This window comes from Marinobacter sp. W-8 (genome assembly GCF_044342215.1).
GTDB classification, from domain to species: Bacteria; Pseudomonadota; Gammaproteobacteria; order Pseudomonadales; family Oleiphilaceae; genus Marinobacter; species Marinobacter nauticus.
The window spans coordinates 1,950,526-1,974,746 of record NZ_CP172297.1 but is presented as its reverse complement, the minus strand read 5'-3'; the positions used below and the strand labels follow the sequence as shown (position 1 = coordinate 1,974,746).

General features: G+C 57.3%; 21 protein-coding genes. 8 read left to right on the top strand and 13 right to left on the bottom strand.

Annotation, left to right across the window (positions count from 1 at the left end):
• Window positions 1-102 precede the first annotated feature (102 nt).
• Together ACF8YQ_RS09190 and ACF8YQ_RS09185 are read left to right on the top strand one after the other, a co-directional pair.
• Complete coding sequence (locus ACF8YQ_RS09190; RefSeq protein WP_396621206.1) at window positions 103-1,716, top strand: NADH-quinone oxidoreductase subunit L; 1,614 nt, start codon at window positions 103-105, stop codon at window positions 1,714-1,716.
• Complete coding sequence (locus ACF8YQ_RS09185; protein WP_396621205.1) at window positions 1,713-4,118, top strand: YbcC family protein; 2,406 nt, start codon at window positions 1,713-1,715, stop codon at window positions 4,116-4,118. The genes ACF8YQ_RS09190 and ACF8YQ_RS09185 overlap by 4 nt, the downstream gene beginning before the upstream one ends.
• A gap of 7 nt (window positions 4,119-4,125) precedes the next feature.
• Here ACF8YQ_RS09185 and ACF8YQ_RS09180 read toward each other — a convergent pair whose 3' ends face one another.
• The 6 genes from ACF8YQ_RS09180 to ACF8YQ_RS09155 form a co-directional block, all read right to left on the bottom strand.
• The gene (locus ACF8YQ_RS09180) at window positions 4,126-5,247 is read right to left on the bottom strand and encodes a sulfate/molybdate ABC transporter ATP-binding protein (protein WP_396621204.1); all 1,122 of its coding nucleotides are present in this window, start codon (window positions 5,245-5,247) and stop codon (window positions 4,126-4,128) included.
• A 1-nt stretch (window position 5,248) separates the two neighbouring features.
• Window positions 5,249-6,106, bottom strand: a complete 858-nt coding sequence (gene cysW / locus ACF8YQ_RS09175; RefSeq protein WP_114435251.1) for a sulfate ABC transporter permease subunit CysW — start codon at window positions 6,104-6,106, stop codon at window positions 5,249-5,251.
• Entirely contained in the window at window positions 6,107-6,979 is an 873-nt protein-coding gene (gene cysT / locus ACF8YQ_RS09170; RefSeq protein ID WP_011784864.1) for a sulfate/thiosulfate ABC transporter permease CysT, read from the bottom strand.
• Window positions 6,980-6,988: 9 nt separating this feature from the next.
• A complete protein-coding gene (gene cysP / locus ACF8YQ_RS09165) occupies window positions 6,989-7,993 on the bottom strand; it encodes a thiosulfate ABC transporter substrate-binding protein CysP (protein WP_011784865.1) in 1,005 nt (334 codons plus the stop codon).
• 117 nt (window positions 7,994-8,110) lie between these two features.
• Window positions 8,111-9,079, bottom strand: coding sequence for a beta-ketoacyl-ACP synthase III (locus ACF8YQ_RS09160; protein WP_396621203.1), 969 nt, complete (start codon window positions 9,077-9,079; stop codon window positions 8,111-8,113).
• A gap of 128 nt (window positions 9,080-9,207) precedes the next feature.
• A complete protein-coding gene (locus tag ACF8YQ_RS09155; protein ID WP_396621202.1) occupies window positions 9,208-10,263 on the bottom strand; it encodes an NAD(P)-dependent alcohol dehydrogenase in 1,056 nt (351 codons plus the stop codon).
• A 123-nt stretch (window positions 10,264-10,386) separates the two neighbouring features.
• On the opposite strand from ACF8YQ_RS09155, the gene ACF8YQ_RS09150 reads away from it, so the two are divergent.
• The gene (locus ACF8YQ_RS09150; protein ID WP_396621201.1) at window positions 10,387-10,968 is read left to right on the top strand and encodes a hypothetical protein; all 582 of its coding nucleotides are present in this window, start codon (window positions 10,387-10,389) and stop codon (window positions 10,966-10,968) included.
• A 17-nt stretch (window positions 10,969-10,985) separates the two neighbouring features.
• On the opposite strand, the gene ACF8YQ_RS09145 is transcribed toward ACF8YQ_RS09150, so the two are convergent.
• A complete protein-coding gene (locus ACF8YQ_RS09145) occupies window positions 10,986-11,885 on the bottom strand; it encodes a peptidoglycan-binding protein (protein ID WP_396621200.1) in 900 nt (299 codons plus the stop codon).
• A 209-nt stretch (window positions 11,886-12,094) separates the two neighbouring features.
• Between ACF8YQ_RS09145 and ACF8YQ_RS09140 the strand changes: the two genes are divergently transcribed.
• Complete coding sequence (locus tag ACF8YQ_RS09140) at window positions 12,095-13,084, top strand: XdhC family protein (RefSeq protein ID WP_396621199.1); 990 nt, start codon at window positions 12,095-12,097, stop codon at window positions 13,082-13,084.
• Here the strand turns inward: ACF8YQ_RS09140 and ACF8YQ_RS09135 are convergent.
• Genes ACF8YQ_RS09135 through ACF8YQ_RS09120 form a run of 4 tightly spaced genes read right to left on the bottom strand, consistent with a single transcriptional unit; the run spans window position 13,077 to window position 18,704 of the window.
• Complete coding sequence (locus ACF8YQ_RS09135; RefSeq protein WP_396621198.1) at window positions 13,077-14,918, bottom strand: protein kinase; 1,842 nt, start codon at window positions 14,916-14,918, stop codon at window positions 13,077-13,079. The two genes, ACF8YQ_RS09140 and ACF8YQ_RS09135, sit on opposite strands and share 8 nt — an antisense overlap.
• Before the next feature lie 9 nt (window positions 14,919-14,927).
• A complete protein-coding gene (locus ACF8YQ_RS09130; RefSeq protein WP_396621197.1) occupies window positions 14,928-16,514 on the bottom strand; it encodes a dihydrolipoyllysine-residue acetyltransferase in 1,587 nt (528 codons plus the stop codon).
• Window positions 16,515-16,540: 26 nt separating this feature from the next.
• Entirely contained in the window at window positions 16,541-17,518 is a 978-nt protein-coding gene (locus ACF8YQ_RS09125; protein ID WP_279191762.1) for an alpha-ketoacid dehydrogenase subunit beta, read from the bottom strand.
• Window position 17,519: 1 nt separating this feature from the next.
• Window positions 17,520-18,704 carry a thiamine pyrophosphate-dependent dehydrogenase E1 component subunit alpha gene (locus ACF8YQ_RS09120; RefSeq protein WP_396621196.1) on the bottom strand — a complete coding sequence of 395 codons (1,185 nt, stop codon included), beginning with the start codon at window positions 18,702-18,704 and terminating at the stop codon, window positions 17,520-17,522.
• 275 nt (window positions 18,705-18,979) lie between these two features.
• Here ACF8YQ_RS09120 and ACF8YQ_RS09115 point away from each other — a divergent pair, with 275 nt between their 5' ends.
• Both ACF8YQ_RS09115 and ACF8YQ_RS09110 read left to right on the top strand, forming a co-directional pair.
• A complete protein-coding gene (locus tag ACF8YQ_RS09115) occupies window positions 18,980-20,443 on the top strand; it encodes a malate:quinone oxidoreductase (protein ID WP_396623289.1) in 1,464 nt (487 codons plus the stop codon).
• A 29-nt stretch (window positions 20,444-20,472) separates the two neighbouring features.
• Complete coding sequence (locus ACF8YQ_RS09110) at window positions 20,473-20,934, top strand: methyltransferase family protein (protein ID WP_396621195.1); 462 nt, start codon at window positions 20,473-20,475, stop codon at window positions 20,932-20,934.
• On the opposite strand, the gene ACF8YQ_RS09105 is transcribed toward ACF8YQ_RS09110, so the two are convergent.
• Window positions 20,931-21,845: a pirin family protein gene (locus tag ACF8YQ_RS09105; protein ID WP_396621194.1), complete on the bottom strand. Its 915-nt coding sequence runs from the start codon at window positions 21,843-21,845 to the stop codon at window positions 20,931-20,933. The two genes, ACF8YQ_RS09110 and ACF8YQ_RS09105, sit on opposite strands and share 4 nt — an antisense overlap.
• Window positions 21,846-22,076: 231 nt before the next feature.
• Here ACF8YQ_RS09105 and ACF8YQ_RS09100 point away from each other — a divergent pair, with 231 nt between their 5' ends.
• Complete coding sequence (locus ACF8YQ_RS09100; protein WP_114435241.1) at window positions 22,077-22,382, top strand: hypothetical protein; 306 nt, start codon at window positions 22,077-22,079, stop codon at window positions 22,380-22,382.
• 462 nt (window positions 22,383-22,844) lie between these two features.
• On the opposite strand, the gene ACF8YQ_RS09095 is transcribed toward ACF8YQ_RS09100, so the two are convergent.
• Complete coding sequence (locus ACF8YQ_RS09095; protein WP_396621193.1) at window positions 22,845-23,021, bottom strand: hypothetical protein; 177 nt, start codon at window positions 23,019-23,021, stop codon at window positions 22,845-22,847.
• An 812-nt stretch (window positions 23,022-23,833) separates the two neighbouring features.
• Between ACF8YQ_RS09095 and trxA the strand changes: the two genes are divergently transcribed.
• Window positions 23,834-24,157 carry a thioredoxin gene (gene trxA / locus ACF8YQ_RS09090; protein ID WP_224848255.1) on the top strand — a complete coding sequence of 108 codons (324 nt, stop codon included), beginning with the start codon at window positions 23,834-23,836 and terminating at the stop codon, window positions 24,155-24,157.
• Window positions 24,158-24,221: the final 64 nt, after the last annotated feature.

Sequence of the window (24,221 nt, the reverse complement as noted above, 5' to 3'; positions counted from 1 at the left end):
TCTCTTGTCTGTTCTTTAAAAGTGAACGATTTAATCTTTATAAACCATTTTATGTATGAGTGCATTAACGGCAAAGTAGGCGTGAACCTGAAGGAGCCCAACATGACAACACTTACCACGACTGCTTCGCTCGTGCTGTTGATGGCCTGGCTGGCCCTGCCTGTTGCCTTGCTGGCGCTGGCTGGATTCGCCAACTGGACGAAAAACCCTCTCAAACTGGCTCATTGCTGGCGCCTGGCGGAAAGCGGTTTCAGGCTGTTGCTGCTGGCAGCCGCCACGATTGGTGCAGTCCTGTTGTTTGACCGGCTGGTGTTCGATACCGGTCTGCCGGAGCTCGGCATTCGACTGGGGCTGTACCCGGACGGATTGGCGGTATGGATGGCGCTGATGGTCTGTTTCATTGCCTGGGTCATTCTTCGTTATACCCGGGACTACCTGCGTGGCGACCCGGCTTATAATTCGTTTTTGCCCTGGTTCCTCACTACAGTGGTCAGTGTACTGGTGCTGGTGTTTACCGATCACTTGCTGGTGCTGGCCGGTGCCTGGGTGGGGGTAAGCCTCTCATTGCACCAGCTGCTGACGTTGTACGCAGAACGGCCACAGGCTCGCCTCGCGGCAGCTCAGAAATTTATTGCCAGCCGGCTTGGCGATGCCGCCATTCTGGCAGCCGTACTGTTAATCTGGAATCACTACGGCAGCTTCCGCATCCCTGAAATCTATGCTTTGGGCGAACACCTGGGCCGTGAATCGCAGTCGCTGACCATCGCTTCTGTGTTGCTGGCGGTGGCTGCTGCGCTTAAATGTGCCCAGCTCCCGTTCCACGGTTGGCTGATCCGGGTGATGGAAGCTCCCACCCCTGTGTCAGCACTTCTGCATGCGGGCGTAGTTAACCTGGGCGGTTTCCTTTGGCTGCGACTGTTCCCGGTGTTTGAAGGCTTCACGGCAGGGCACATGATCCTGCTGGTTGTTGGCGGGGCAACCGCCATCGTCGCCGTGTTCACCATGATGACCCAGAATTCAGCGAAACATGGCCTGGTCTGGTCCACCAATGCCCAGATGGGCTTCATGCTGTTCGAGATTGCGCTGGGCGCCTACACGCTGGCACTACTGCACCTGCTGGCTCACTCCCTGTACAAGGCGCACTCGTTCCTGGCCGTTGGCCGTACCGTCAAAGTCTCCCGGATTGCGTTTTCAGAGCAAATCAGCAAGTCGCAAGCCGGTCTCGCTCTGCTGGCCTCTGGCCTGGCCGCCGCCCTGCTGTGGCAGGCCCCACAACTGGTGGCCCACAAGCCGGTACTAGCGGCCTTGCTGGTGTTCGCGGTTGGCGCTGCCGTTCTGGGTACACCGGGAGCAAGCCAAAAAGGCGCCCGTGTCGTCGTGTTGCTGCTGGCCGTTGCTCTGGTCCCCCTGTACGGGGTGCTTAACTGGCTGCTGAGCACCGCTTTGCCTCAGATCGCGCACACAGCCTTGCCGGTTGGCGCGGAGTGGTTCGCCTGGGTAGTTCTGGCCGTGCTGTTTATGTTGTCGCTGGTGCTATTCGCCCGCCCGCAGGGCGTGCTGGCGCAGAAGCTCCACTGGCACTTCAGCCAAGGACTCTATCTCGACAAGCCTTTCGAAAAGCTTACCAGCCGCTGGGCACAAACCTGGCTCAATGCCCACGGTAAACCGGCCGACATGCGACTGCGGCACGGGGCTCTGACTGGAGAAAGATCATGAACGCACCTGTTACGAATTCTGTTTCCTGTGAACAGGTCATTCCGGAGCTTGTTAATGAAGCCTGCGAACGAATTGCGCCCATCTGGCCGTTAGATCGCTGGATCGCAGTTAACCCCTGGTGGGGCAGCAGGACTGGACCTGTCGAAAAGGTTTCCCGAGAACTGGACAACCTGTTCGGGGCAGGGTTGTTGATGCCTTCGGCTTTCTACCGGGAAGCCTGGGATGGCGGTCGTATTCAGCGTCCGCACCTTGAGGAAGCTGCCCGCGAAGCGGGCTTGAAAGATGATAGCCAGTCGCTCCTGGCCCAGCTTTCCCGGGCGGCATCAAATCAGCCCGGGTTTGTGTCGGCTCTTGGTTACACCCGCCGTGGTCAACAGGAACCGTCCCTCGAGGAGGTCCGGGAAGAGATCGGACGCGCCTGTGCGCACTACTTCGACCTGCGCCAGAATCGCTGGCGGGTTTCTGGTACAAAACAGGATCTGTATCAGTTCTGGCTTAGTCAGTCCGGACGCTCACTGGCCCGGAAAGCCAGCATGGAAATGTTGCTGAAGCCTGACTGGCAGGAAGCCGCTACAACGGTAGCCCGTGAGTTGCCTTACAGCACCCGCCAACTGCCCCTGGTGATCCACCACCTGCTCGGCCATTTGCTGGGCTGGGCATCCTGGTGCAGAGGTGTGGACTGGCGAGCAGCACTGGGCGATCCTCATGAAAGCGGTACCGAACACTTCTGCGCGCAATTCGCGACCATCTGGCTCATTCATGAGGCCCATGCGCTGATCAATATGACTGAGGCAGAGCGTGAGAGCTGGCAGAATCGTTACGTCAATGCGTTCGATCTGGCGCCGGCCTCCGCTAATGAACAGGCACTCTGGATATGGCATCGGGCCTATGAGCTGGCCTGGCAGTCCCGTTTCCTTGACGATATCCGCTCCAGTGGGCGGAGCTCGCTGGCGGAACCGGATCCTGTGGCGAAAGTGCAGGCCGCCTTCTGCATAGACGTAAGGTCTGAAGTCATTCGTCGACAGCTGGAGAAGGTATACCCTGAAATCAGAACGCTGGGAGTGGCGGGTTTTTTCGGCATGCCCATTGTTCATCACAGGCATGGTCCAACCGATGACGAAGCCCGGTTGCCAGGTCTGCTGGCGCCGGTGTATCGGTACTCGGAAACCCTGGGCAGTCCGTCAGAAGACCGGGAGCTGGACCGGAAACTGGACAGCCGCGAACAGGTTCGGGAGTCCGTACGCCGGGCCAAATACTCCAGCCTGTCTACATTCACACTGGTCGAAACCACTGGCCTTGCCTGGGCCTGGAAGCTGGTTCGCGACAGCCTGAACAGAAACTCTTCAAAAGCAGAGGCGGTGGAACCCGGCAGGCTCCACCACAGCGTGGACGGCTATCCTTTGTCAGACCCTGAGCGGGTAAATCTGGCGGAAGGGCTTTTGCGGGCGATGTCCCTGACCAAAGGCTTCGCCAGCGTGTTGTTGCTGGTGGGCCATGGTGCCCATACGGACAACAACCCCAACGAAGCTGGTCTGGCCTGCGGAGCCTGTGGCGGCAAAAATGGAGGGGTAAATGCCAGAGTGGCTGCCGAGCTGCTGAATGACCGGCAGGTGAGGGCGGGCCTGGCAGAGCGCGGCATTGTTATGCCCGAGAGCACCATTGCTCTGGCGGCTGAGCATTGCACGATCACAGACAGAATAACCATTTACGGGCGGGACCAGGTACCCGACAGCCATCAGCGGGTACTGAATACGCTGGTTGAGAAGCTTGAGGCTGCTGGCCAGGCCTGTCGCAGAGAGAGGGCCACCAGTCTTGGGCTTAATGGCAAGAACGATGACGACCTGCTTGCCGAACTCAAACGCCGGACGCGCAACTGGGCGGAAGTGCGGCCTGAGTGGGGCCTGGCCAACAATGCCGGGATGGTGATCGGCTCCCGTTCACTTACTCGCTCACTGGATCTCGGGGGGCGCTGCTTCCTGCACGACTATGATCCGTCGCAGGACCCGTCCGGAGAGGTTCTGACCCTGCTGATGTCTGCGCCCATGGTGGTGGCAAACTGGATTAATCTGCAGTACTTCGGTTCGGTTGCCAGGCCGGATATCTTCGGTGCCGGCAACAAACTGCTGCACTCGGTGGTTGGCGGCAACCTGGGTGTCATCGAGGGGAATGGGGTCGATCTCAGGATCGGACTTCCGTTGCAGTCAGTATTCGACGGTGAGCACTGGCGCCATGAGCCAATGCGCCTTGCGGTGGTGATCGATGCACCGGCGGAACGTATTGAAGCGGTCATCCGGGGTAACGCGGATGTCCGGGCTCTGGTGGAAAACCGCTGGCTCTGGCTGCACCGAGTGGAGGGCGACCAGACGCTGCGTTACGACGACGGCAGGTGGGTAACCACCTGACCGCCGATCACATATTGCTGGCGTTGGCTGCCTCGGTGTATTGCCAGTCGATTGTTCTCGGTTGAACGCTGTCGGCGACAAAGAGGTGGCCAACGTTTGGTACCGCGTACCAGAGTTCACCACGGGTGGGGTTCTGGCGCGCAAACTCCGCATGACTCATGCCGATTTCCCAGATTTCATCGCTCTGCCAGCCTTCCGGGGCAAGTTCAATACGCACTTCCGAGCCGATCAGGCTGATGGCTTCAATGCGCAGGGGCAGGCGGGCCTTGGCCGCGGGGGATCGGGACAGCTGAACTTCGTGGGGGCGCAGGTAGAGCTGGGCTTCCTGATCCTGGCGAATCCCCGGCAAGGATACCCAGGCATCGCCCTGAACCAGTTTCTGACCTTTCACCAAGCCCGACAACACGTTGACGTGGCCCAGGAAGTCGAAAACGAACCGGCTTTCTGGCCGGGCATACAGTCCGGTCGGTGAATTCACCTGTTCCACCTGACCCTGGCTCATAACCACCACCTGGTCTGACAGCTCCAGCGCTTCTTCCTGATCGTGGGTCACGAAAATGCTGGTGAAGTGGTACTCGTCATGCAACGCTCGCAGCCAGCGGCGCAAATCCTTTCGGACTTTGGCATCCAGGGCGCCGAAGGGCTCATCCAGCAGCAGAATACGAGGCTGAGTTGCCAGCGCGCGAGCCAGAGCAACACGCTGTTTCTGCCCACCAGATAGCTGTGCCGGATAGCGTTTGGCCAGTTCCGGCAACTGAATCATTTCCAGCAGCTTGGCCACCCGTTGGCGAATCTGCTGCTTTGAGGGGCGCTGCTTTTTGGGGAGCGACTCCAGGCCGAACGCGATGTTCTCGGCAACGGTCAGGTGCCGGAACAGGGCGTAATGCTGAAACACAAACCCGATGTTTCGGTCGCGAACGTGTAACTGGCTGACATCGTCACCACCGAACAGGATCCGGCCGGAATCCGAAGACTCCAGCCCGGCAATAATCCGGAGCAGGGTGGTTTTGCCGGAGCCAGAAGGGCCGAGAAGAGCGGTGAGCTGGCCTTCGGGGATATCCAGAGAGACATTCTTCAGCGCCTGAAAGCCGCCGAAGTGCTTGTTGATCTGGTCAATGGTGATACTCATGTCACGCACCTCCTTCTTCGGGCGTCGCGTGTTCAGCTCGGGACTGACGCCATTCGACAAATGCTTTTGCAATCAGTGTCAGGATGGCGATACCGGCCAGCAGCGAAGCGCTGGCAAAGGCCCCGACAATATTGTAATCCTGATAAAGCAGTTCAACATGCAGCGGTAAGGTATTGGTTTCTCCGCGAACATTGCCGGATACCACCGAGACCGCGCCGAATTCACCCACGGCCCGGGCGTTGGTCAGCACCACACCGTAGATCAATGCCCACTTGATATTAGGCAGTGTGATCTTGCGAAAAATCCGCCAGCCGGAAGCGCCCAGCACCACGCCGGCTTCTTCCTCCTCGCTGCCTTGTTGCTGCATCAAGGGGATCAGCTCCCTGGCCACAAACGGACAGGTTACGAATACGGTGACCATCACGATGCCAGGCCAGGAGAACATCAACTGAACGTCGTAGTTGCTCAGCCAACTGCCCAGCCAGCCGTTCCGGCCATAGAGCAGCAGGTACAGCAGACCGGCAACAACCGGTGATACCGCAAATGGAATATCGATCAGGGTGATCAACAGCTTGCGCCCGGGAAAACGGAACCGAGTAACCGACCAGGCGAGGGCTGTCCCGAAAACCAGGTTAAGCGGCACCGTGAGTGCGGCCACAAACAGAGTCAGGCCGATGGCATCCAGGGTGTATTCATCCAGGACATTGCCGGCAAAAGCGCTCCAGCCTGTGCTCAGTGCTTGCGTAAAGATCACCACTACGGGAATCACCAGAATGATCAGAGTAATTGCGAGGGCCAGCCCGATCAGGCTGCGGCGCACCCAGGGTTGGTCACCAATACGGCGGTTTTGTGCAGCCATCTATCGACCCTCCAGCCTGCGCAGGTAGCGACCCTGCCAGAGGTTGATGGAGAACAGCAGAATCAGCGACGCCAGCAATACCAGCGAGGCAATGGCACTGGCGGCCGCGTAGTCATACTCCTGCAGACGGATGAAGATCATCAGGCTGGTGACTTCGCTGACGTAGGGCGTGTTGCCGGCGATAAAGATAATCGCACCAAATTCGCCCAGGCTGCGGGTGAAAGACAGGGCGATTCCGGTCACCAGGGCTGGCCACAGCGAAGGAAAGATAACTTTGCGGAACACACGCCCGTCAGATGCCCCCAGGCTAACAGCAGCTTCTTCATCGGCTGGCGACAGCTCCTCAAGCACTGGCTGCACCGTACGCACCACAAACGGGATGCTGGTAAATGCCATGGCTACAACGATGCCCAGGGGTGTAAACGCAACCTCCACACCGATTTTGGCCAGCCATTGGCCGTACCAGCCATTCTGAGAAAACAGCGTTGCCAGGGTGATGCCGGCGACAGCAGTTGGCAAGGCAAAGGGCAGGTCGACCACGGCGTCGACAATACGCTTGCCCGGAAACTCATAGCGAACCAGCACCCAGGCCAACAGCAACCCGAACAGGCCATTGAACAGTGACGCTGCAAGGGCCGTCCATAAGGTAACCTTGTACGACTCCACCACGCGCGGATCGGTGATGGTGAACCAGAACTGGTCCCAGGTCATGCCGGAGGTTTCAACGACCAGCCCGGTCATCGGCAGCAGCAAAACCAGGCTGACAAAAAACAGCGAAATGCCGAGGCTCAGACCGAACCCCGGCAATACCCGTTTGTTACGACGACCAAGGCGCCGCACGGGGGCGACGCCTGCTTGAGCGGAGGTGGGCATAGCTTGCTCTTACCGGCGCCGCTGCAACTGGTCCAGCTTGCCGCCACTGCTGAAATGGGTGCTCATGGCGTTTTCCCAGCCACCGGCAATCTCTTCGATGGACAGCAGTTTCAGTTCCGGGAAGCGATCGGCATTCTCGGCTTTCACGGCGTCGTTGTGAACACGGTAGTTGAAGCCTGCCAGCAGGCGCTGGGAGTCTTCGGTATAGAGGTGCTCCAGGTACTCCTTGGCCAGCTCGGCGGTGCCATTCTGTTCAACGTAGTCGTCAATCCAGGTCACCGGGAATTCGGCCAGGAAGCTTACCTTCGGCGTAACAGCCACGTATTCACCGTTCTCGAAACGGTCTGCAATGTTCAGAACCTCCGACTCGAAGGTCAGCAGGACATCACCGATGCCGCGCTCAACGAATGTGGTGGTGGCACCACGACCGCCGCTGTCAAAAACGCGTACCTGACCGAGCAGGTCCGCCATGAACTGATCAATTTTTTCCTGATCGTCGCCAAACTGGTCCTGGGCGTAGCCCAGAGCGGCAAGGTAGGTGTAACGACCGTTTCCAGAGGTCTTAGGGTTCGGCATCACCAGTTGAACGTCTTCGCGAACAAGATCGTCCCAGTTCTCGATATTCTTTGGGTTACCCTCGCGTACCAGGAACGCCATGGTTGAGTAATAAGGCGAGCTGTTGTTCGGCAGGCGATCGGCCCAGTCTTCAGGAATCAGGCGACCGCGCTGGTGCAGGATGTCGATGTCGGTTACCTGATTGAACGTCGCAACATCCGCTTTCAGGCCCTGGATAATGGCCTGCGCCTGCTTGGATGAACCTGCGTGGGACTGTTTGATTTCGACCGTTTCGCCGGTTTTTTCCTGCCAGTGCTTTTTGAACTCTTCGTTGTAGGCAGCGAACAGTTCGCGAGCGATGTCGTAAGAGGTGTTGAGCAGCTCCCGGTCTGCAGCCAGTACCGGTTGGGCGGAGAGCAGGGCGGCGCCGAGCGCGATTCCCTTGAACAGTTGCTTCATAACGAGCTCCTCAGAATTATGGTTCTAATCTGAGGAGCAATCTAACAAAATGTTTTAAGAACGAAAAATATTAAAAATAAATATTAAAAGGCTTGTTTGGCATATAGGGGCCTGTAATTAATAGCGTAGCAGTGCCGACCCCCAGGTGAAGCCGCCGCCAAAGGCTTCCAGCAGAACTACCTGCCCACGCTGGATTCGACCATCGCGGACGGCTTCATCAAGCGCCAACGGGATGGATGCCGCCGACGTATTGCCATGACGATTGACAGTCACCACCACCTGATCCATCGGCATGTACAGCTTGCGGGCCGTGGCAGCGATAATCCGTAAGTTGGCCTGGTGCGGAACCAGCCAGTCGATCTCGGATTTCTGCATCTGGTTGGCTTCCAGGGTTTCATCGACAATCCGGCCGAGCGTGTTCACCGCCACCTTGAAGACTTCGTTGCCTTTCATTTCCACAAACGCCTGGCCGGCTTTTACCGCATCGAAATCGTTAGCAATGCCGCAGGGGACGTGCAGTAACTCTTCATACCGGCCATCGGCGTGCAGATGAGTAGACAGAATGCCGGTCTCCTCACTGGCCTCAAGCACAACCGCACCGGCGCCGTCGCCAAAAAGCACGCAAGTGGTGCGGTCTTCCCAGTTCAGAATCCTGGAAAACACCTCAGCGCCAATCACCAGCGCCTTCTTGCTTGAACCGGTGCGGATGAACTTCTCTGCCGTGGCCAGGGCATAGACGAAGCCGCTGCATACCGCCTGGATATCAAAGGCAGGGCAGCCCTGAATACCCAGCCGGGCCTGCAGGATGCAGGCGCAACTGGGGAACACCTTGTCTGGCGTGGTGGTGGCAAAAACAATCAGATCAATATCGGTGGTTTCAATACCGGCGGCTTCAATGGCGTTCAGGGCCGCTTGCTCAGCAAGATCCACCGTGCTTTGTCCGGGCAGGGCAATATGCCGTTGCTCGATACCGGTTCGTTCGCGAATCCACTGGTCAGAGGTTTCCACCTTCTGTTCCAGGTCGCGATTGGTAACGATGTTGTCCGGCAGATAGGAACCGGTTCCGGCAATGCGTGCAAAGGTCATGGACAATTTCCAGGGGTTTATAGGGTAACGATAGACCCATGCTAAACCTTTGCAACCGGATTGGTTATTAGCGGATTGTCAAAGACTGCCCGGGCGACACATTGGGCACCCGGGCAAGGGGAGGGAGACTAGCCTTCTTTCAACGTTTTCATATCAATGACGAAGCGGTACTTCACATCGCCTTTCTTCATGCGAACGTAGGCTTCGTTGATGTTTCGGATATCCAGCATCTCGATATCGCAGGTAATGTCGTGCTCAGCGCAGAAATCCAGAACTTCCTGGGTTTCCGGCATACCACCAATGAGAGAACCGGCCACCACACGGCGCTTGGTCACCAGCAGGCCGGCCTGAAGGGCGGGCTCAATTGGTGTGAGCAAACCCACGAGGATATGCGTGCCGTCGTACTTGAGGCATTTCAGGTACGGATTGAGATCGTGGGCCACCGGAATGGTGTCGAGCAGAAAATCGAAAGAATCGGCGGCGGCTTTCATCTGCTCCTTGTCGGTGGAGATGATGACGTGGTCCGCACCCTGTTTCTTCGCTTCCGCCACCTTCGCTTCTGAGCGAGTGAAAATTGTGACTTCGGCGCCCAGCGCTTTGGCAAATTTTACGCCCATGTGGCCGAGGCCACCCATACCGAGCACGCCAACCTTGTGACCTTTGCCCACCTTGAAGTGCTTGAGTGGAGAATAGGTGGTGATGCCCGCGCACAGAATGGGAGACGCACTGGCCGGGTCGAGCTTTTCCGGCACCCGGACGACAAAGCGTTCGCTGACAACAGTCCGCTCGGAATAGCCGCCGTGAGTGACCGAGCCATCGTGGCGGTCCAGGCTGCCGTAGGTCATGGTGGAGCCTTCAATACAGTACTGCTCCAGGCCGGAGTCGCAGGCGGAACAACTGCGACAGCTGTCCACCATGCAGCCTACACCTACCAGGTCACCGGCTTTGAAGTGACTGACCTCGGGCCCAACGGCGGTGACCCGGCCAACAATTTCGTGGCCCGGAATGACCGGATATTTTGAGCCGCCCCAGTCATTTTCAACGGTGTGGAGGTCACTGTGGCAGACACCGCAGTAGTCGATCTCGATCGCAACGTCGTCTGCACGGAGCTCCCGGCGATCAATGGCGTAGGGGGCCAGGCCGGAATCCGGTGCAGTGGCGGCGTATGCTTTGGTATTGGCCATTCGTTCACTCCTTTTCAGTTTTAGAACAAGGATCACGGTTCTGCCGCGGCAGGACGGTTACCTTGTGTAACTCAGCACATTTCAATTGTAACCTACGTATTCCACTCCATCAGGGATGACCAGATGACAAACACGCAATCTCTTAAAGCTGTGTGGCTGGTGAGCGCAATCGCGCTGGGCTCGGGCCTGGTCAGCGGTTGTATGCCGGGCACCATTGCCACCGGCGTGGGCACCGGCTTTGTGTATGAACAGAAGCAGGACCATAAGCATCGCCATGAAGTGGAGCGGGCGGTGGACCAGTATGTTGAGGACCACGCCAATTCTCCGTGCACGCACGGTGAGGACCGGGTAATGGAGTCTGCGGCGGAGATCCTCAAAGAATACCGGTTAACCGGCTTGAAGGAAGTGCTGGGCCGACTGGATAAGATCTATCAGGATGAAAGCCAGCCGGATCGCATCCGGGCCGGTGCCCTGTACAACATGGCAGTCCTGCAGTCGCGCCGCAAGGAGCCCAACAAGGTGCTCGCGCGGGAGTACTTCAAGCGCCTGTATGTGGAATTTCCCAACGAGTATCGCTGCATTTTTGAAGAATCAGACTGGCGGGATTCGATGATCGAACAGCAATTACTGCTGCCCGGAGAGACGGTTGAATCCTTCTTGAGAGATGCGAAAGCTGATGTGGAGCGCATGAAGCGGCAGGACTGAGCCTGCCGCCTTCAAAATCAGGCTATCCAGCCGAAAAAGAAATCAAATAGCCAGGAGAAGAAACCGCCGCTGCTCTGTGGGCGCGGTTCGGCCTTTGCTTCCTGGTTAGCAACCGGCTTGCTGGCGTTTGCCACTGGCGCATCAATAATCACGGGTTCCGGTTCTTCTTCAACGGCGAGCGGCTCGTCCGGGCCCGCTGCGGTGGGCTCGGTAGGTAATTGGGCGATCAGCTCTTCGTTATCACCAGTGACCACCTCGACAACTTCTGCCGGCTCCTGATCTGCGGTGACTGGCGTTCGATAACTTTCGGAAACGGATGAAGAAAGCTCCATAACATGCTGTTCTGGCGTGTTTTCATCCGGATTTGGTTCAGGGTTTTCTGCGGGGAGCGATTGTTCTGCCAGCTCCACGGCCGCCACCTGATTTTCTCGCGGTTCCGTAGTATCCACGACCTCCGGCTCGACGGTTTCTGGTTCCGGCTCCTGAATTTCGGGGGCCGGTTCCGGCTTGGGCTCAGATGCGACAGCGGCCACGGAGCGGGCGGGAGGCCGAGAGTTTGCGGCAAGTCCGAGCTGATCGCGAGCGGCAGACCGGGAAGCGACAGAATTGCTCTGGATCGTCAGGGTCGGAGCCGCCTCCACACCAAGGGATTTGAGCGTGGCTGAATCCAGATTTCCGCTTGCTGAGAGTTCTGGGCGATCGGACTGATACTGACGAATGGCAGTTCGCAGCTTGGAGTCTATCCAGCCGTCGGCCGTGCCGATATCGTAACCGGACCCATAAAGCGCATTTTCCGCAGCAAAGACGGTATGGGTGGGAGAGGCTGCCTGGGCCCAGCCACAGATGGCTATGCTTGAGATAAGGGCCATGCCTTGCACGGTAGTTTTGCAGCGTCCCTGCAACGGTGAGCGTTTCATGGCGAATCCCTCCAGAGGCTCTTTGGTATTGTTGTTTACATATTGTTACCGAGTGCCTTCAAGGTATCAGGGATTAATAGTTGCGCCTATGAAGTGGTTAACAAGTTGGCGCAAGGTGCCCGTAGGATGTTGCGGAGGTTGCTGGTACTGTCACAACCCATCAGGCACAGAACGGGCAGAGCATCCCCGGCAGTTTTGGCAGACCAAGCATGCAGAATCTCGATTATCGCGTTATACAGCAGGCCATTGACTGGCTGGAGCAGGGGCACACGATCTGGCTGTGCACCGTGCTCTCCACGTTCGGCTCTTCCCCCCGGGAACCCGGAGCGATGATGGTAGCGAAAGCCGACGGAGCGCATGTGGGCTCATTGTCCGGCGGCTGTGTTGAAGAGGATTTCCTGGATCGACTGATGCAGGGGGAATATACCTTGTCATCCGTTGTCATTAGATATGGTGGCGCCAGCGAGGAAAACCGCAATCCAAGCGTAAAGCTGCCCTGTGGGGGTGCATTGGAAGTACTGGTGGAAAAGCGATCTCCGGAGTCACCTTTTGTCGATCAGCTGCGGACCCTGTTGAATGGGCTTTCAAATGGTGAAGCCCTGGAGCGGGAAGTAGACCTGGCTCGTGGTAGCGCCAGCCTCAACCCTGTCGATGATCACGGCAGCCGAGTCGTTTGGGAGCAGGGAAGCGAGACCATAAAGATTGTCGTCGCACCCGTCGCACAATTGATCCTGGCCGGATATTCAACAGTAGCGGACGCCTGCGCCCGGTTTGCTCTGGGTCTGGGTTATGAGGTGGTGCTTTGCGACCCACGGGAAGACATTGCAGGCACACTCGATTTGCCCGAAGGTGTCGAGTTTATTGCTCAGCTGCCCTCCGTATACCTCGGCAAAGACGGTGTCTGTACGCCCTCGACGGCCGTAGTGGCCACCACGCACGATCCAAGGATTGATGATCTGGCGATGATGGCCGCGGTCAAAACGCCAGCGGGCTATATCGGCGTCATGGGCTCAATGCGCACGTCGAAAGCCCGGGCGGAACGGTTGAGACGCAGTGGTGGGCTCACTGAGGCCGAGATTCAGCGTATTCATATGCCGGTGGGGCTGGATATCGGCAGCAAGACACCGGCCGAGATTGCCCTGTCGATTATGGCAGATGTGGTTCGTGCCCGGCGCCAGCTTTTCCGGGCGGTCAGTTAACGCTCTCGGCTCGCGGGTTTCGAGGGTAGTACCGGTCGGGCAGCCGCTCGATGTGCGGAAAGAACCGGGTGTCTTTGTAGGGCATTTTCATATACCCGGACACGCCAAGCCCGGTGATCTGCTCCACCGCAGACAGGATCTCGTCCAGCAGCTCCCGGAATTCCGGTTCCCGCTCGGGGTCCAGCAGCCGGTAATGGCTGTGGATCTTCAGGTGCCGGGGCAGGGCTTCGAAGATGATCATGCCGGTGTGGTGGATGTCGTTCAGACGTTCCAGTGCCCGGATAATCGTCTCGGGCAATACCAGGAATTCTTCCGGGTCTGGTCCATCCTCAAAATAGGAATGCACGCGGCTTTCATCTTCCACTTCCGGTGCTGCGCTCACTTCGTAGTGCAGATTCATGCCGGGGGAGACGAGAAACGGCTTGCCCGGATCTTCACGATCAATGTGCAGGGTGTTACGGGCGTTGAACAGGCAGCTTTTGAATATCCCTTTGCGGTAGATGGCCTGGGCCAGGTATACCATGTTATTGACGGCCTGGACAAAGGCCGATTTCAACGTCGGATCATGCAGGTTCAGAGAGGTATCGATATAGATACCGTCGGTTTCCCAGCGTACCGCCAGGCCTCCTTCCACAGGGTAGCGCCCGAGCCGACTGACCGCCGCCAGAAACGCTTTCTCGGTTTCCCCCATGCCCTGCATGAAGTTTTTGTAGTAGCGGTCGAGTTGGACGTCGTTCACATCACTCAGGGTCTCCGGGGCACCTTCCTCCCGCAAAAACGACTTCCGGGAACTGTATACCACGGTATCAATTTCCTGCCCGGACGCCCGCACCCATACCGGCACCTGCGGAGTGGTCGGCCGTGCCGGCAGGTCAATCATCACCGTGCGGGCCATTCGGGGCATTTCCCGCAAGTAGTAATCACCAGCCTTGCGGCGAGTCTCCGGGTCGGGCGACAGCATGCCATCAAGCATTCGGGCAAATTCCATGGGAAGCCCCAGAGACGCAGCTGGAATCGCCCGGTGCCCAAACCGACAGGATTGGGCAGAGGCGAGGGCATACAGGGTTCCGGCAGCCCCCTGTTCATCAAAGCGGGGCGAGGAGAGCCCGCCGTTCAGCTGCTCCTCGCCGATAAAATAGACATCGCCCAGTCTGGCATTGGTTTGCTGCAGGTTATCCGACATCAGTTCCATCACATTGGCGGTGACGAACTGTTGATTGGCATCCAGCTGGGCGAACACCGAGGACCCCCAGTCAATCAAGGCAATGTTCTCGGTGCGGGCGTCAAACACCAGGTTGGACGGTTTGATGTCACCATGAACAATCGGACGGCCGGCGGGCCCGGTTTCCCGGCGCAGGCAGCGCAGAATATCCGCCAACTGGTCCGCTATCCGAATAATAAGCCGGGGCTTCAGACGGCCTTCCTGCAGCGAGACTTCCTCCAGATTGAGCCCTGCGGCTCGTTCCATGACCAGGATAGGTTGGTTGTTGGCGCGCTGGAAAGCGATTAGTCGCGGTACTCTGGGGTGATGCACCTGCTCCAGAATGAAGGCTTCGTCTTCCAGACGATCCTGCAGGTGCTGGGGCAGGTTGATGCGGGTAAACTTGAACACATGTTCCGGCCCCGGCGTATCCAGGCCGGGAAACCGGCCGGCAAACACAAAGCCATAGGCGCCCTTGCCAATCAGTTCAACGTCCCGGTAACCCAGTTGCCGGAGCTGGGCAACGCAAAGCGCCACCCAGTCCTTGAGCTTCTTGGCATCATCGTGGCTGAGCAGGTAGATCGACTGCTCTTCCGGTATATAGAATTGCTGAAGATGCTTTTCCTGCTCCATCACTGCCCGTCAGCCCATATGTAACAGCATGGTCTGGGGCGACTCCAGGTAGCTCTTCCAGAGGTTGCAGAACCGCGCGATGGTACCGCCGTCAATAATGCGGTGATCGCCGGCCCAGCTGATCGTCATGATCGCCCGCTCAACCACCTGACCATTGGCATCGAAACGCGGTAGCTTCTGGGTGCGGCCCAGCGCCACAATCGCCACTTCCGGTGCGTTGATGATGGGCGCTGCGTAGGTGCCGCCCAATGCGCCGATATTGGAAATGGTGATGGTGCCGTCTTTGAGATCATCCTGGCTGACACGTCCGGAACGGGCGGCCTCAGTCAACCGGGCGATTTCCTCGGCGATACCCAGCAGGGTGAGCTGTTCAACGTGCTTGACGTTGGGCACCACCAGGCCAGCTTTGCCATCTACCGCCATGCCAATGTTGCAGTGGGGCAGGTAGTGGATTTCGGTCACGTCCTCGTTCAACTGACTGTTCAATACCGGGTATTCCTGAACAGCCAGGGCCATGGCCTTCATGAAGAATGGCATGAGCGTTAGCCGGGTGCCTTTGGCTTCAGCCTCCGGCTTCAGCTGTTCCCGAAGCCTGAGCAAGTCGGTTACATCAATATCCTCACTGTAGATAAAGTGAGGGATGGTGGTTGCCGACTGAACCATCGCCTTGGCCATGGCCGCTTTCATGCCTTTGATCGGTTCCACGCGGATTTGCTGATCACCTTCGGCGTGGCGGCGAGGCGCCGTGCCGGGGTCAACCTGACGTTCGGTGGCGCTGGGCTCTGATTTGGGCTGTTCCAAATGCGCCAGAACATCTGCCTTAAGCACCCGGCCATCCTTGCCGGAACCGGCAATGTCGCCCAGGTTCAGCTCGTGCTCGCGCACCAACCGACGGACCGCCGGGCTTGCTGGAATCCGGGCCCGGGCGCCGGTTGCCACCGGTGTCGCTTTTGTGGGCGCGGCGTCCGCCGACGGCCTGGATTCACTCTTTGGCTGAGGAGCCTCTTCACGATCCCGCGGGATGAAGGCAAACAGCGGTGAATGCACCCGCGCCATGGATTGCTGCTCGTGGTAGAGCTTGGTGATTCGGCCGGCCTTGGGGGCGGTGATCTCAACCATGGCCTTATCGGTCATCACGTCCACCACCGGCTGATCTTCTTCGATTTCGTCGCCCTCGGCGACGCGCCATTCAACCACCTCGCACTCGACAATCCCTTCACCGATGTCGGGCAAAATAAAGTCTTCAGTCGCGTTATCGTCCCCGCCTTGTGCGGGTTCCGCTTTGGCTACAGCTTCCGGGGCAGCGTCTACCTGCGACGACTCTTCAGCGCTTGCTGGTGCCGGCGCCCCGGCCTCACCATTCTCATCCACCAACTCGAACAGTGGCGCATGCACCTTCGCGATATCGCCTTCCTGGTAATAGAGACGGGTAACCCGGCCCTTGTAGGGTGCTGGTATTTCAACCAGTGCCTTATCGGTCATTACTTCAGCCACCGGCTGGTCTTCCTCGATGACGTCGCCTTCGGCTACCAGCCATTTGACCAGTTCACATTCCACGATACCTTCGCCGATATCGGGCAGAATAAAATCACTCATGCTTGTTCTCCTGTCCTGATATCCGCCTAGAATTCCACGCTTTCCCTGATGGCCTCGTAGACCTTCAGGTGATTCGGCAAGTGCTCCTTCTCAAGCACCAGCGGGAAGGGGGTGTCTATCCCGGTTACCCGCGCAATGGGAGATTCCAGGTACAGGAAGCAGCGCTCCTGAATGGTCGCTGCAATTTCGCCGGCAAAGCCGCCAGTGAGAGGAGCTTCGTGGGTAATCACAAGGCGCCCGGTTTTGAGCACGGAATTGGCCACGGTTTCCACATCCCAGGGCAGGATCGACCGGAGGTCAATCACCTCGCAGGAAATGCCTTCCTTCTCAGCGCGCTCAACCGCCTGGTCTATCACGTCCATCTGGGCGCCCCAGCCAAGAATGGTCACGTCAGTGCCTTCCTTGGTGATCTCGGCTTCACCCAGAGGCAGGCGATAATCTTCATCTGGCACCTCGCCCACAGACGCGCGGTACAGGCGCTTGGGTTCAAAGAACAGTACCGGGTTGGGGTCGTGGATGGCAGCCAACAGCAAGCCCTTGGCCTGATGGGGGTTGCGGGGCACCACGATTTTGAGGCCCGGGGTGTGTGCGAAATAGGCTTCCGGGGATTGCGAATGATAAAGGCCGCCGGCAATGCCACCACCGTAGGGTGCACGAATGGTCAGGCCACCGACGTTAAAGAGGTTGCCGGAGCGATAGCGGTATTTTGCCGATTCGTTCACGATCTGATCGAAGGCCGGGAAGATGTAGTCGGCAAACTGGATTTCCGCCACCGGCACAGAGCCCTGGGCGGCCAGACCGTTGGCAAAACCGATGATGCCCTGTTCCACCAGCGGTGTGTTGAAACAGCGGGACTTGCCGTATTTCTGTTGAAGATTACTGGTAGCGCGGAACACGCCGCCAAAAACGCCCACGTCCTCGCCGAAACACAACACTTTGTCATCGGCCGCCATGGCGGTATCCAGGGCATTGTTGATGGCCTGGAGCATATTCATCTTGGTCATCTCACGCTCCTCCCTTAACGTGTTCGGCGCTCTTTGGGTACTCATCCGGATATCGACGTATGTGAGCCTTCAGTTTCTCAAACTGCTCGGCCAGCATGGGAGGTACTTCGTCGTAGACATCGGTAACCAGAGTTTCGAGGGCTGGTGGCGGACGCTTCTGGGCCCGCTTCATGGTTTCCAGCACTTCCCGGCGCATGGTTTCCTGGAACTGTTTTTCGTCGTCCTCACTCCACCATTTCTTGCTTTCCAGCCACAGGCGCATGCGCAGGATCGGGTCTTTCTCGCGCCATACCGCTTCCTCGTCTTTGCTGCGATAACCGGACGGGTCGTCGGAGGAGGAGTGGGCCGCAAGGCGGTAGCTCATGGCCTCGATCAATACCGGTCGATTGTGTTTGACGGCCAGCTCCCGGGCGGCTCTGGTGGCTTCATACATGGCCAGTACGTCGTTACCGTCTACCCGGATAACGTCCATCTTGTAGCCATAGGCTCTGGGTGCTACGCCATCGGCTGCGAACTGTTCGGCTGCGGGGGTGGAAATGGCATAACCGTTGTTCCGGCACAGGAAGATGACGGGTACGCGATGGACTGCAGCCATGTTCAGGGCCGCGTGAAAGTCACCCTCGGACGCGGCGCCTTCGCCAAAATAGGTGATGGTGCAGTGGCCGTCTCCCGCCAGCTTCTGGCCATAGGCATAGCCGGTGGCCTGGGGAATCTGGGTGGCCAGGGGCGAAGAGATGGTCATGTAATTCAGCTTTTTCGAGCCGTAGTGCACGGGCATTTGCCGGCCCTTACCGTAATCAAGCTCATTGCCGAAAAGCTGGTTCATGAATTCGTCGATGGAAAAACCGCGGTAGGCGAGGGCGCCTTGCTCCCGGTACTGCGCCATGATCATGTCGTTATCATCCAGCGCGGCGGCGCTGCCGATCACGGCGGCTTCTTCACCGGTACACTGCATGTAGAAGCTCAGACGCCCCTGGCGCTGGGCAGCAAGCATACGCTCATCGAGAATCCGGGTGGTGACCATGGCCCGGTAGATGCGAAGGGCTTTCTCTTTTTCAAGATCCGGCGCTTTGGCGCTCTTATAGAGCTTGCCATCCTGCTTAAGGAGCTTGAACGTGGGAATACTGAATTCCGCACCATCGGTGAACGAGGGGGAATACACAACTTTCGATTTTGTTGTTGTCATAGTCCTCTTCCTGGGGTGTTGGCCTGAGGAAACAAAACACGCCTTGTGGGCGTGTCGTTAATGTCATTGTAGACAACCTGGGGAAATCTGGTGTGGATCATTCCAGGCTTGCCTTTACCTTAACGTAAACTGCATCCGTCGGGTAGACCCAGAATGCGGATTTTTATTTAACTGTGCCACACCGATGAATTTCCCGTGTTGGCCGCAAGCATGCTAACGTCAATACAGGTACTCTATTGAATAGCTTCATTAAACGGACTCTGGTGGGCAGGCATATGAATGTGATCGTGATCGGCGCAGGAATAATGGGAACCACTTTTGCCACCCTGGCGAAGGAACTGGCGCCCGAACTGGATATCACCATTCTGGAGCGACTGGACAGCCCGGGCGCAGGCAACTCCTGGTCTTTCAACAATGCCGGCACGGGCCACGAGGCCAACTGCGAGCTTAACTATACGCCGGTGGATGGCGAGGTAATCTCGGTGGAGAAAGCCTTGAAAATCCATGCCCAGTTCAACGTTGCCAAGCAGTTCTGGGCCTACCTTGTTCGAAAAGGTGCGATAAAAGAGCCCACTAGCTTCATCAACCAGACCCGCCATTGCACCCTGGTCTCCGAGCCGTCCATCGAGGAACTCAAGCTACGCTTCAAGGAAATGTCCGCTCACCATTTTTTTGAGCGCATGCGCTTTTCCGAGGAGTTTGACGAGATCAAGAGCTGGATTCCCTACACCATGGACGGCCGGCCCCGGAACGAAAAAATGGCAGCGACCGTTGTGGAAACGGGAACCGATGTGAATTTTGGTGCCCTGACTGAACAGATGGCGGAATACGCGACGAAGGAGCTGGGCGTAAAAATTGAGTATGGCGTCCATGTAAAGCGGGTGCACCGAAACCCGGCGGGGAGCTGGCTGGTAGAAACGCAAACCCGGGGTGCTGCCGTTCAACACCGGGCCGACATACTGTTTGTTGGCGCTGGCGGGGGTGCGTTCCCCATTCTGAAGAAAAGTCATTTACCGTTTGCCCGGCGGTTCACCGGTTTTCCGGTGGGCGGGCGTTTTCTGCAGGCGGAAATTACCGAAGAGCAGGCCCGCCAATATCGCGCAAAAACCTACGGCAAGGCGGAGGTTGGCGCACCTCCAATGTCCGTGCCGCATCTGGACCTGCGGGTGGCTGATGGTAAGCATTATTTGCTGTTCGGCCCATTTGCCTCATTCAAGCCCGTTCTGGAAAAAGGGCGCGGATTCATTGATTATCTGAAGGCCATGCGCCTGCACGATATCCCCGGGTTGCTGAGCGTCGCGATAGAGCATTTCGCTCTGGTGAAATACCTGGTTTCTGAGACCTTCAAAGGCGAGAAAAGCATGCTGGAGTCGCTGGAGAAATTCGCTCCGGGCCTGAGCTCAAGGTTTGACTGGAAGCCTATTGAGGCGGGCCAGCGGGTTCAGATTATCAAGGATGGGGATCTGCAGATGGGCACAGAGATTATCGTTTCGAAGGATAGAACCTACGGCACAATACTTGGGGCGTCGCCTGGCGCCTCGGTGTCACCTGAGGTGATGCTGCGTGCGCTGGAGCAATTGTTCCCGGCGGTATTTGCCGGAGAATCCGCCAGATCCAAGCTGAAAGAGATGTTCCCTGAGGACAATCTGGATACACTGATCAGCAATCCGGAGCGATATCGCGAGATTCGGGACGCCGTAAACTCAGCCTTGGGCATCCATTCAGACATACCAGCGTAGCCAAACGTTCTCAGGGACGAACACAAATAGTGAAAGCACTTGAACTCAAGGTTCCACCCGTTGTTCTGGTTATCCTTTTCGGGGCGGCCATGTGGGCTATTTCGAGGCTGTTGCCGTCTGGCTACTTTGCCGTCCCGGGCAGGCTCATCCTTTGCACAGCGGTGTTGCTGGCAGGGGCCGGTATTGCCCTGGCAGGTGTTCTGGCGTTTCGCTCGGCAGGCACCACCGTGGATCCTCGTACACCCCATCAGTCTGCCAGTCTGGTGGTTGACGGGGTTTACCGTTACACCAGAAACCCCATGTACCTCGGCTTTCTGCTGATGCTGATTGCCTGGAGTCTGTACCTGGGCAGTGTATTTGCCGCTCTGTTACTGCCACTGTTCATGCTGTACATGAATCGCTTCCAGATCAAACCCGAGGAACGACACATGCGGGCGTTATTCGGTGACGACTACACCCAGTACGCCTCACGGGTTGGGCGATGGTTCTAGCCAGGTAACGGGATATAGTCTTCTTCATCGCCAGGCACGATGGGAAAACGCCGGTTCTGCCAGTCATCCTTGGCCTGTTCGATACGCTCCTTACGGCTGGACACAAAATTCCATTCAATAAACCGTCGACCCAGTGGTTCGCCGCCAACAAGGGCGAGCCGGGTATCTTCAATCGCCTCAACCGTAACGCCCTCGTGAGCCGCCAAAACGGCCATGGAATATTCATGCACCTCCGTTCCGCCTGCCCGCAGCTTCCCTTTGGCAACGTACAATCCTCGTTCCTCGGCATCAGGCAGAGTCAGTTTTTGCCCCGGTTTCAGCCATGCCTCAATGTATAGGGTATCGGCAAAGGTCTTGACCGGCGACGCGGCACCGAAAGCGGTTCCCATCATTACCCGTACCTGAACGCCATCCACGGAAACTGATGGCACGGTGTCGCCGGGATAATGATAGAACGCCGGTTCTGTTTCTTCGTATGTCTCGGGCAGCGCCAGCCACAATTGCAATCCGTGGAGCGTGTGGTCGGAGGCTTTGATTTCCGGGCGCTCCCGCTCCGAGTGGACAATTCCGCGCCCGGCCACCATCAGGTTAATATCGCCGGGGCGAATCGGTTGCAGGCTGCCCAACGAATCACGGTGCAGGATTTCACCTTCAAACAGGTAGGTGACGGTCGCAATGCCAATATGGGGGTGAGGGCGCACGTTAATGCCATCCCCGGCCGCAAAATGGGCCGGCCCCATATGATCAAAAAAGATCCATGGTCCGATCATTTTCCGGCCAATTACCGGCAGAACCCGCCTTACCGAAAAGCCCCCGAGGTCACGGTTTCTGGGCTGAAGGAGCTGGGCTATGGCGCCACATTCATCGGTGATGGGGCAATCCATTTCAGTGTCGGGCGCGAGATTGCTCATGGTCAGCTCCGGACTTGAGTTCAATTAAGTGGTGCTCTTGGAGCTTGGTGCCAGCATGGGAAAGTGTCAAATGGGAACGATGGCTATGCCAGAGTTTGGCTTGGCTCAATACTTGTGCCAACAGCTGGCATCGCTATAATTGGCGCCCGCTCCGGCGTGCCCAGGCTACGCCAGAAACTGGCACCGTCGGAAGCTCGTGCCACTTGTTGGCATGACGCACCCAGAGAGTCTATGTACCGCGATTTCAAGACCACCCTTGAGCTCATTACCACTGTGCTGGATAACGCTGATCTGACTTCAGATGAGATCCGAAAGCGCTATTCCAACATGCCTGACCGGACATTTAAGCGACACATGGCGATTGCCCGCAAACACGGCGCACAGATGGAATGTGTCTCTGATCCTGCCGGCCGCTATACCTGGATTTGTCGCAACAGAAATCAGATAGAGAGCCGAGTCCGAACCTGGCTGATCTTTGAGCGCGAACGAACACTGGTGGGCGATTCCCAGCTCGACCTTTTGCATCAGTCGCTGTAGTGGCTGTCGCCACCATTGCCTCGATTTTGCTAAGCTTTCAGAGAGTAGGGAGAAGATGCAATGGCCTTCCATAACCCGGATCCGAAAATCCGTGAAATCGAACGTGACAATGCCCGACTACGTGCCAGATTTTTTGCCGAACTGTTTGGCGGTGCCTGGCGTGTGTTTCGCCGGGTTTTGTTGCGCTGTCGGGTCCGCCAGCCGCGCGTTTGTTGCATGAAAACGGAGTGCGCACCCCACGAAAATTCTGATCAGCGAAGTGCAAGCTGCTCACAGGTACCGCGATGACGTTTGCCCCGTATACCTGGCGAACAACGACGAGATTACATTTTTTGGCTGCGGCAACCGAAAGTGAGCTTCGGAGTAACCGATATAAGGAGATCGCTCGGGAGGCTTACGCGTTGCTTCGAAACCAAAAACGCACCGTCCCTGGTGCCAAGACGCAAATGAAACTTCTAACGCTTAACCGTGGCTTTTGGACTTCACTTCGCCGCGGATAACAACCTGTCCGCTATAGGGGGCCGGCTGAGGGGCTTCGACGCCCGGTTCATCGGATTTGCGATCTGCCAGAGTCGCGTGGGCAGGAATAGCCGCTACCGCGATGAGTGAGGCGAGGGTTACCAGTGCAACTTTACGCATAACATCTTCTCCTGAGTTTGAATGAGTCAACGCTTTCATCGGAACTGCCTGGGTGGTCGGCAGTTGATGGGGAGAAGTATGGGGCTGGGGAGACGATCTGAATAATTCCGAAACAATATGGAACATATCATCTCAAATTATAATAAAGCGTTTTTTGCTGCCGAAACGTTCACCAGAACGTTTTAGGACTCCGAGATTAAAAATAAAAAATATTTATAGATCATTAGTTAAGGTGTGGTTTCTATAATTATTCTTAGAAGGGAGACTCAGGGAATTAGCCTGAAAAAGGCGGTATAAGCACCTATGCATCACTATCTGTGATGTTGAGGATGCCATCTCTTGATTAGTCTGCCGCGCCCGTCATCCGAAAAATAGCCGCCAACTTGATTCACACAATTGAAGCACTGGAGTTGGCCATGCGTTCCCTTTCACTCGCTCTTGCACTCGGTTTTGCTGTGGCGTCGTCTGTCAGCCTGGCTGGTGAGTCCGCTTCCGCCATTGCACTGTCTATTGATTCAGTGCCAATGATCTAAATGCGCTGCTAGCGGAAGTCTGGGCCGGTTACACCTACACGCTCTGGGACAACATGGAGCTGAGCTACGTGTTGCGTGTGCAGAGCTCCGAAATCAAGAGCGGTACCGGTGATCGCACCCTGGTCTGGGGCGGACTGGTGCTGAGCAAGCGCTTTGGCAGTCACTGACAAACGGTGTACATCACCCTGGGAAATACCATGTATACCGCTGAACAATTGGTTTTCAGCAAGAGCAGGGCGCATGGTTAGACTCAGGCATTACTGGAAACGGAGAAAAGATATGAGCAACATCGTTGAAGTAAACGACAGCAATTTTGATGCGGCCGTTGGTCGTAACGACAAGCCGGTCCTGGTCGATTTCTGGGCACCCTGGTGCGGCCCCTGCAAGACCGTTGGCCCCATGCTTGAAGAAATCGCCGATGAACTGGGCGATGACCTGGTAGTGGCCAAGGTCAACGTGGATGACAGCCCGGAAACGGCGGCTCGCATGGGAATCCGCAGCATTCCGACCCTGGCGCTGTTCCGCGAGGGCGGCGTGGTGGCCCGGCAGACCGGTGCCGGCACCTTGGGCCAGTTGCGGGCCTTCGTCAAAGGCAACCTGTAACTCCGGCTCGAATCAACACCCTCCTGCTATGGGAGGGTGTTTTGTGTGCCGGTTGCACTGCCCG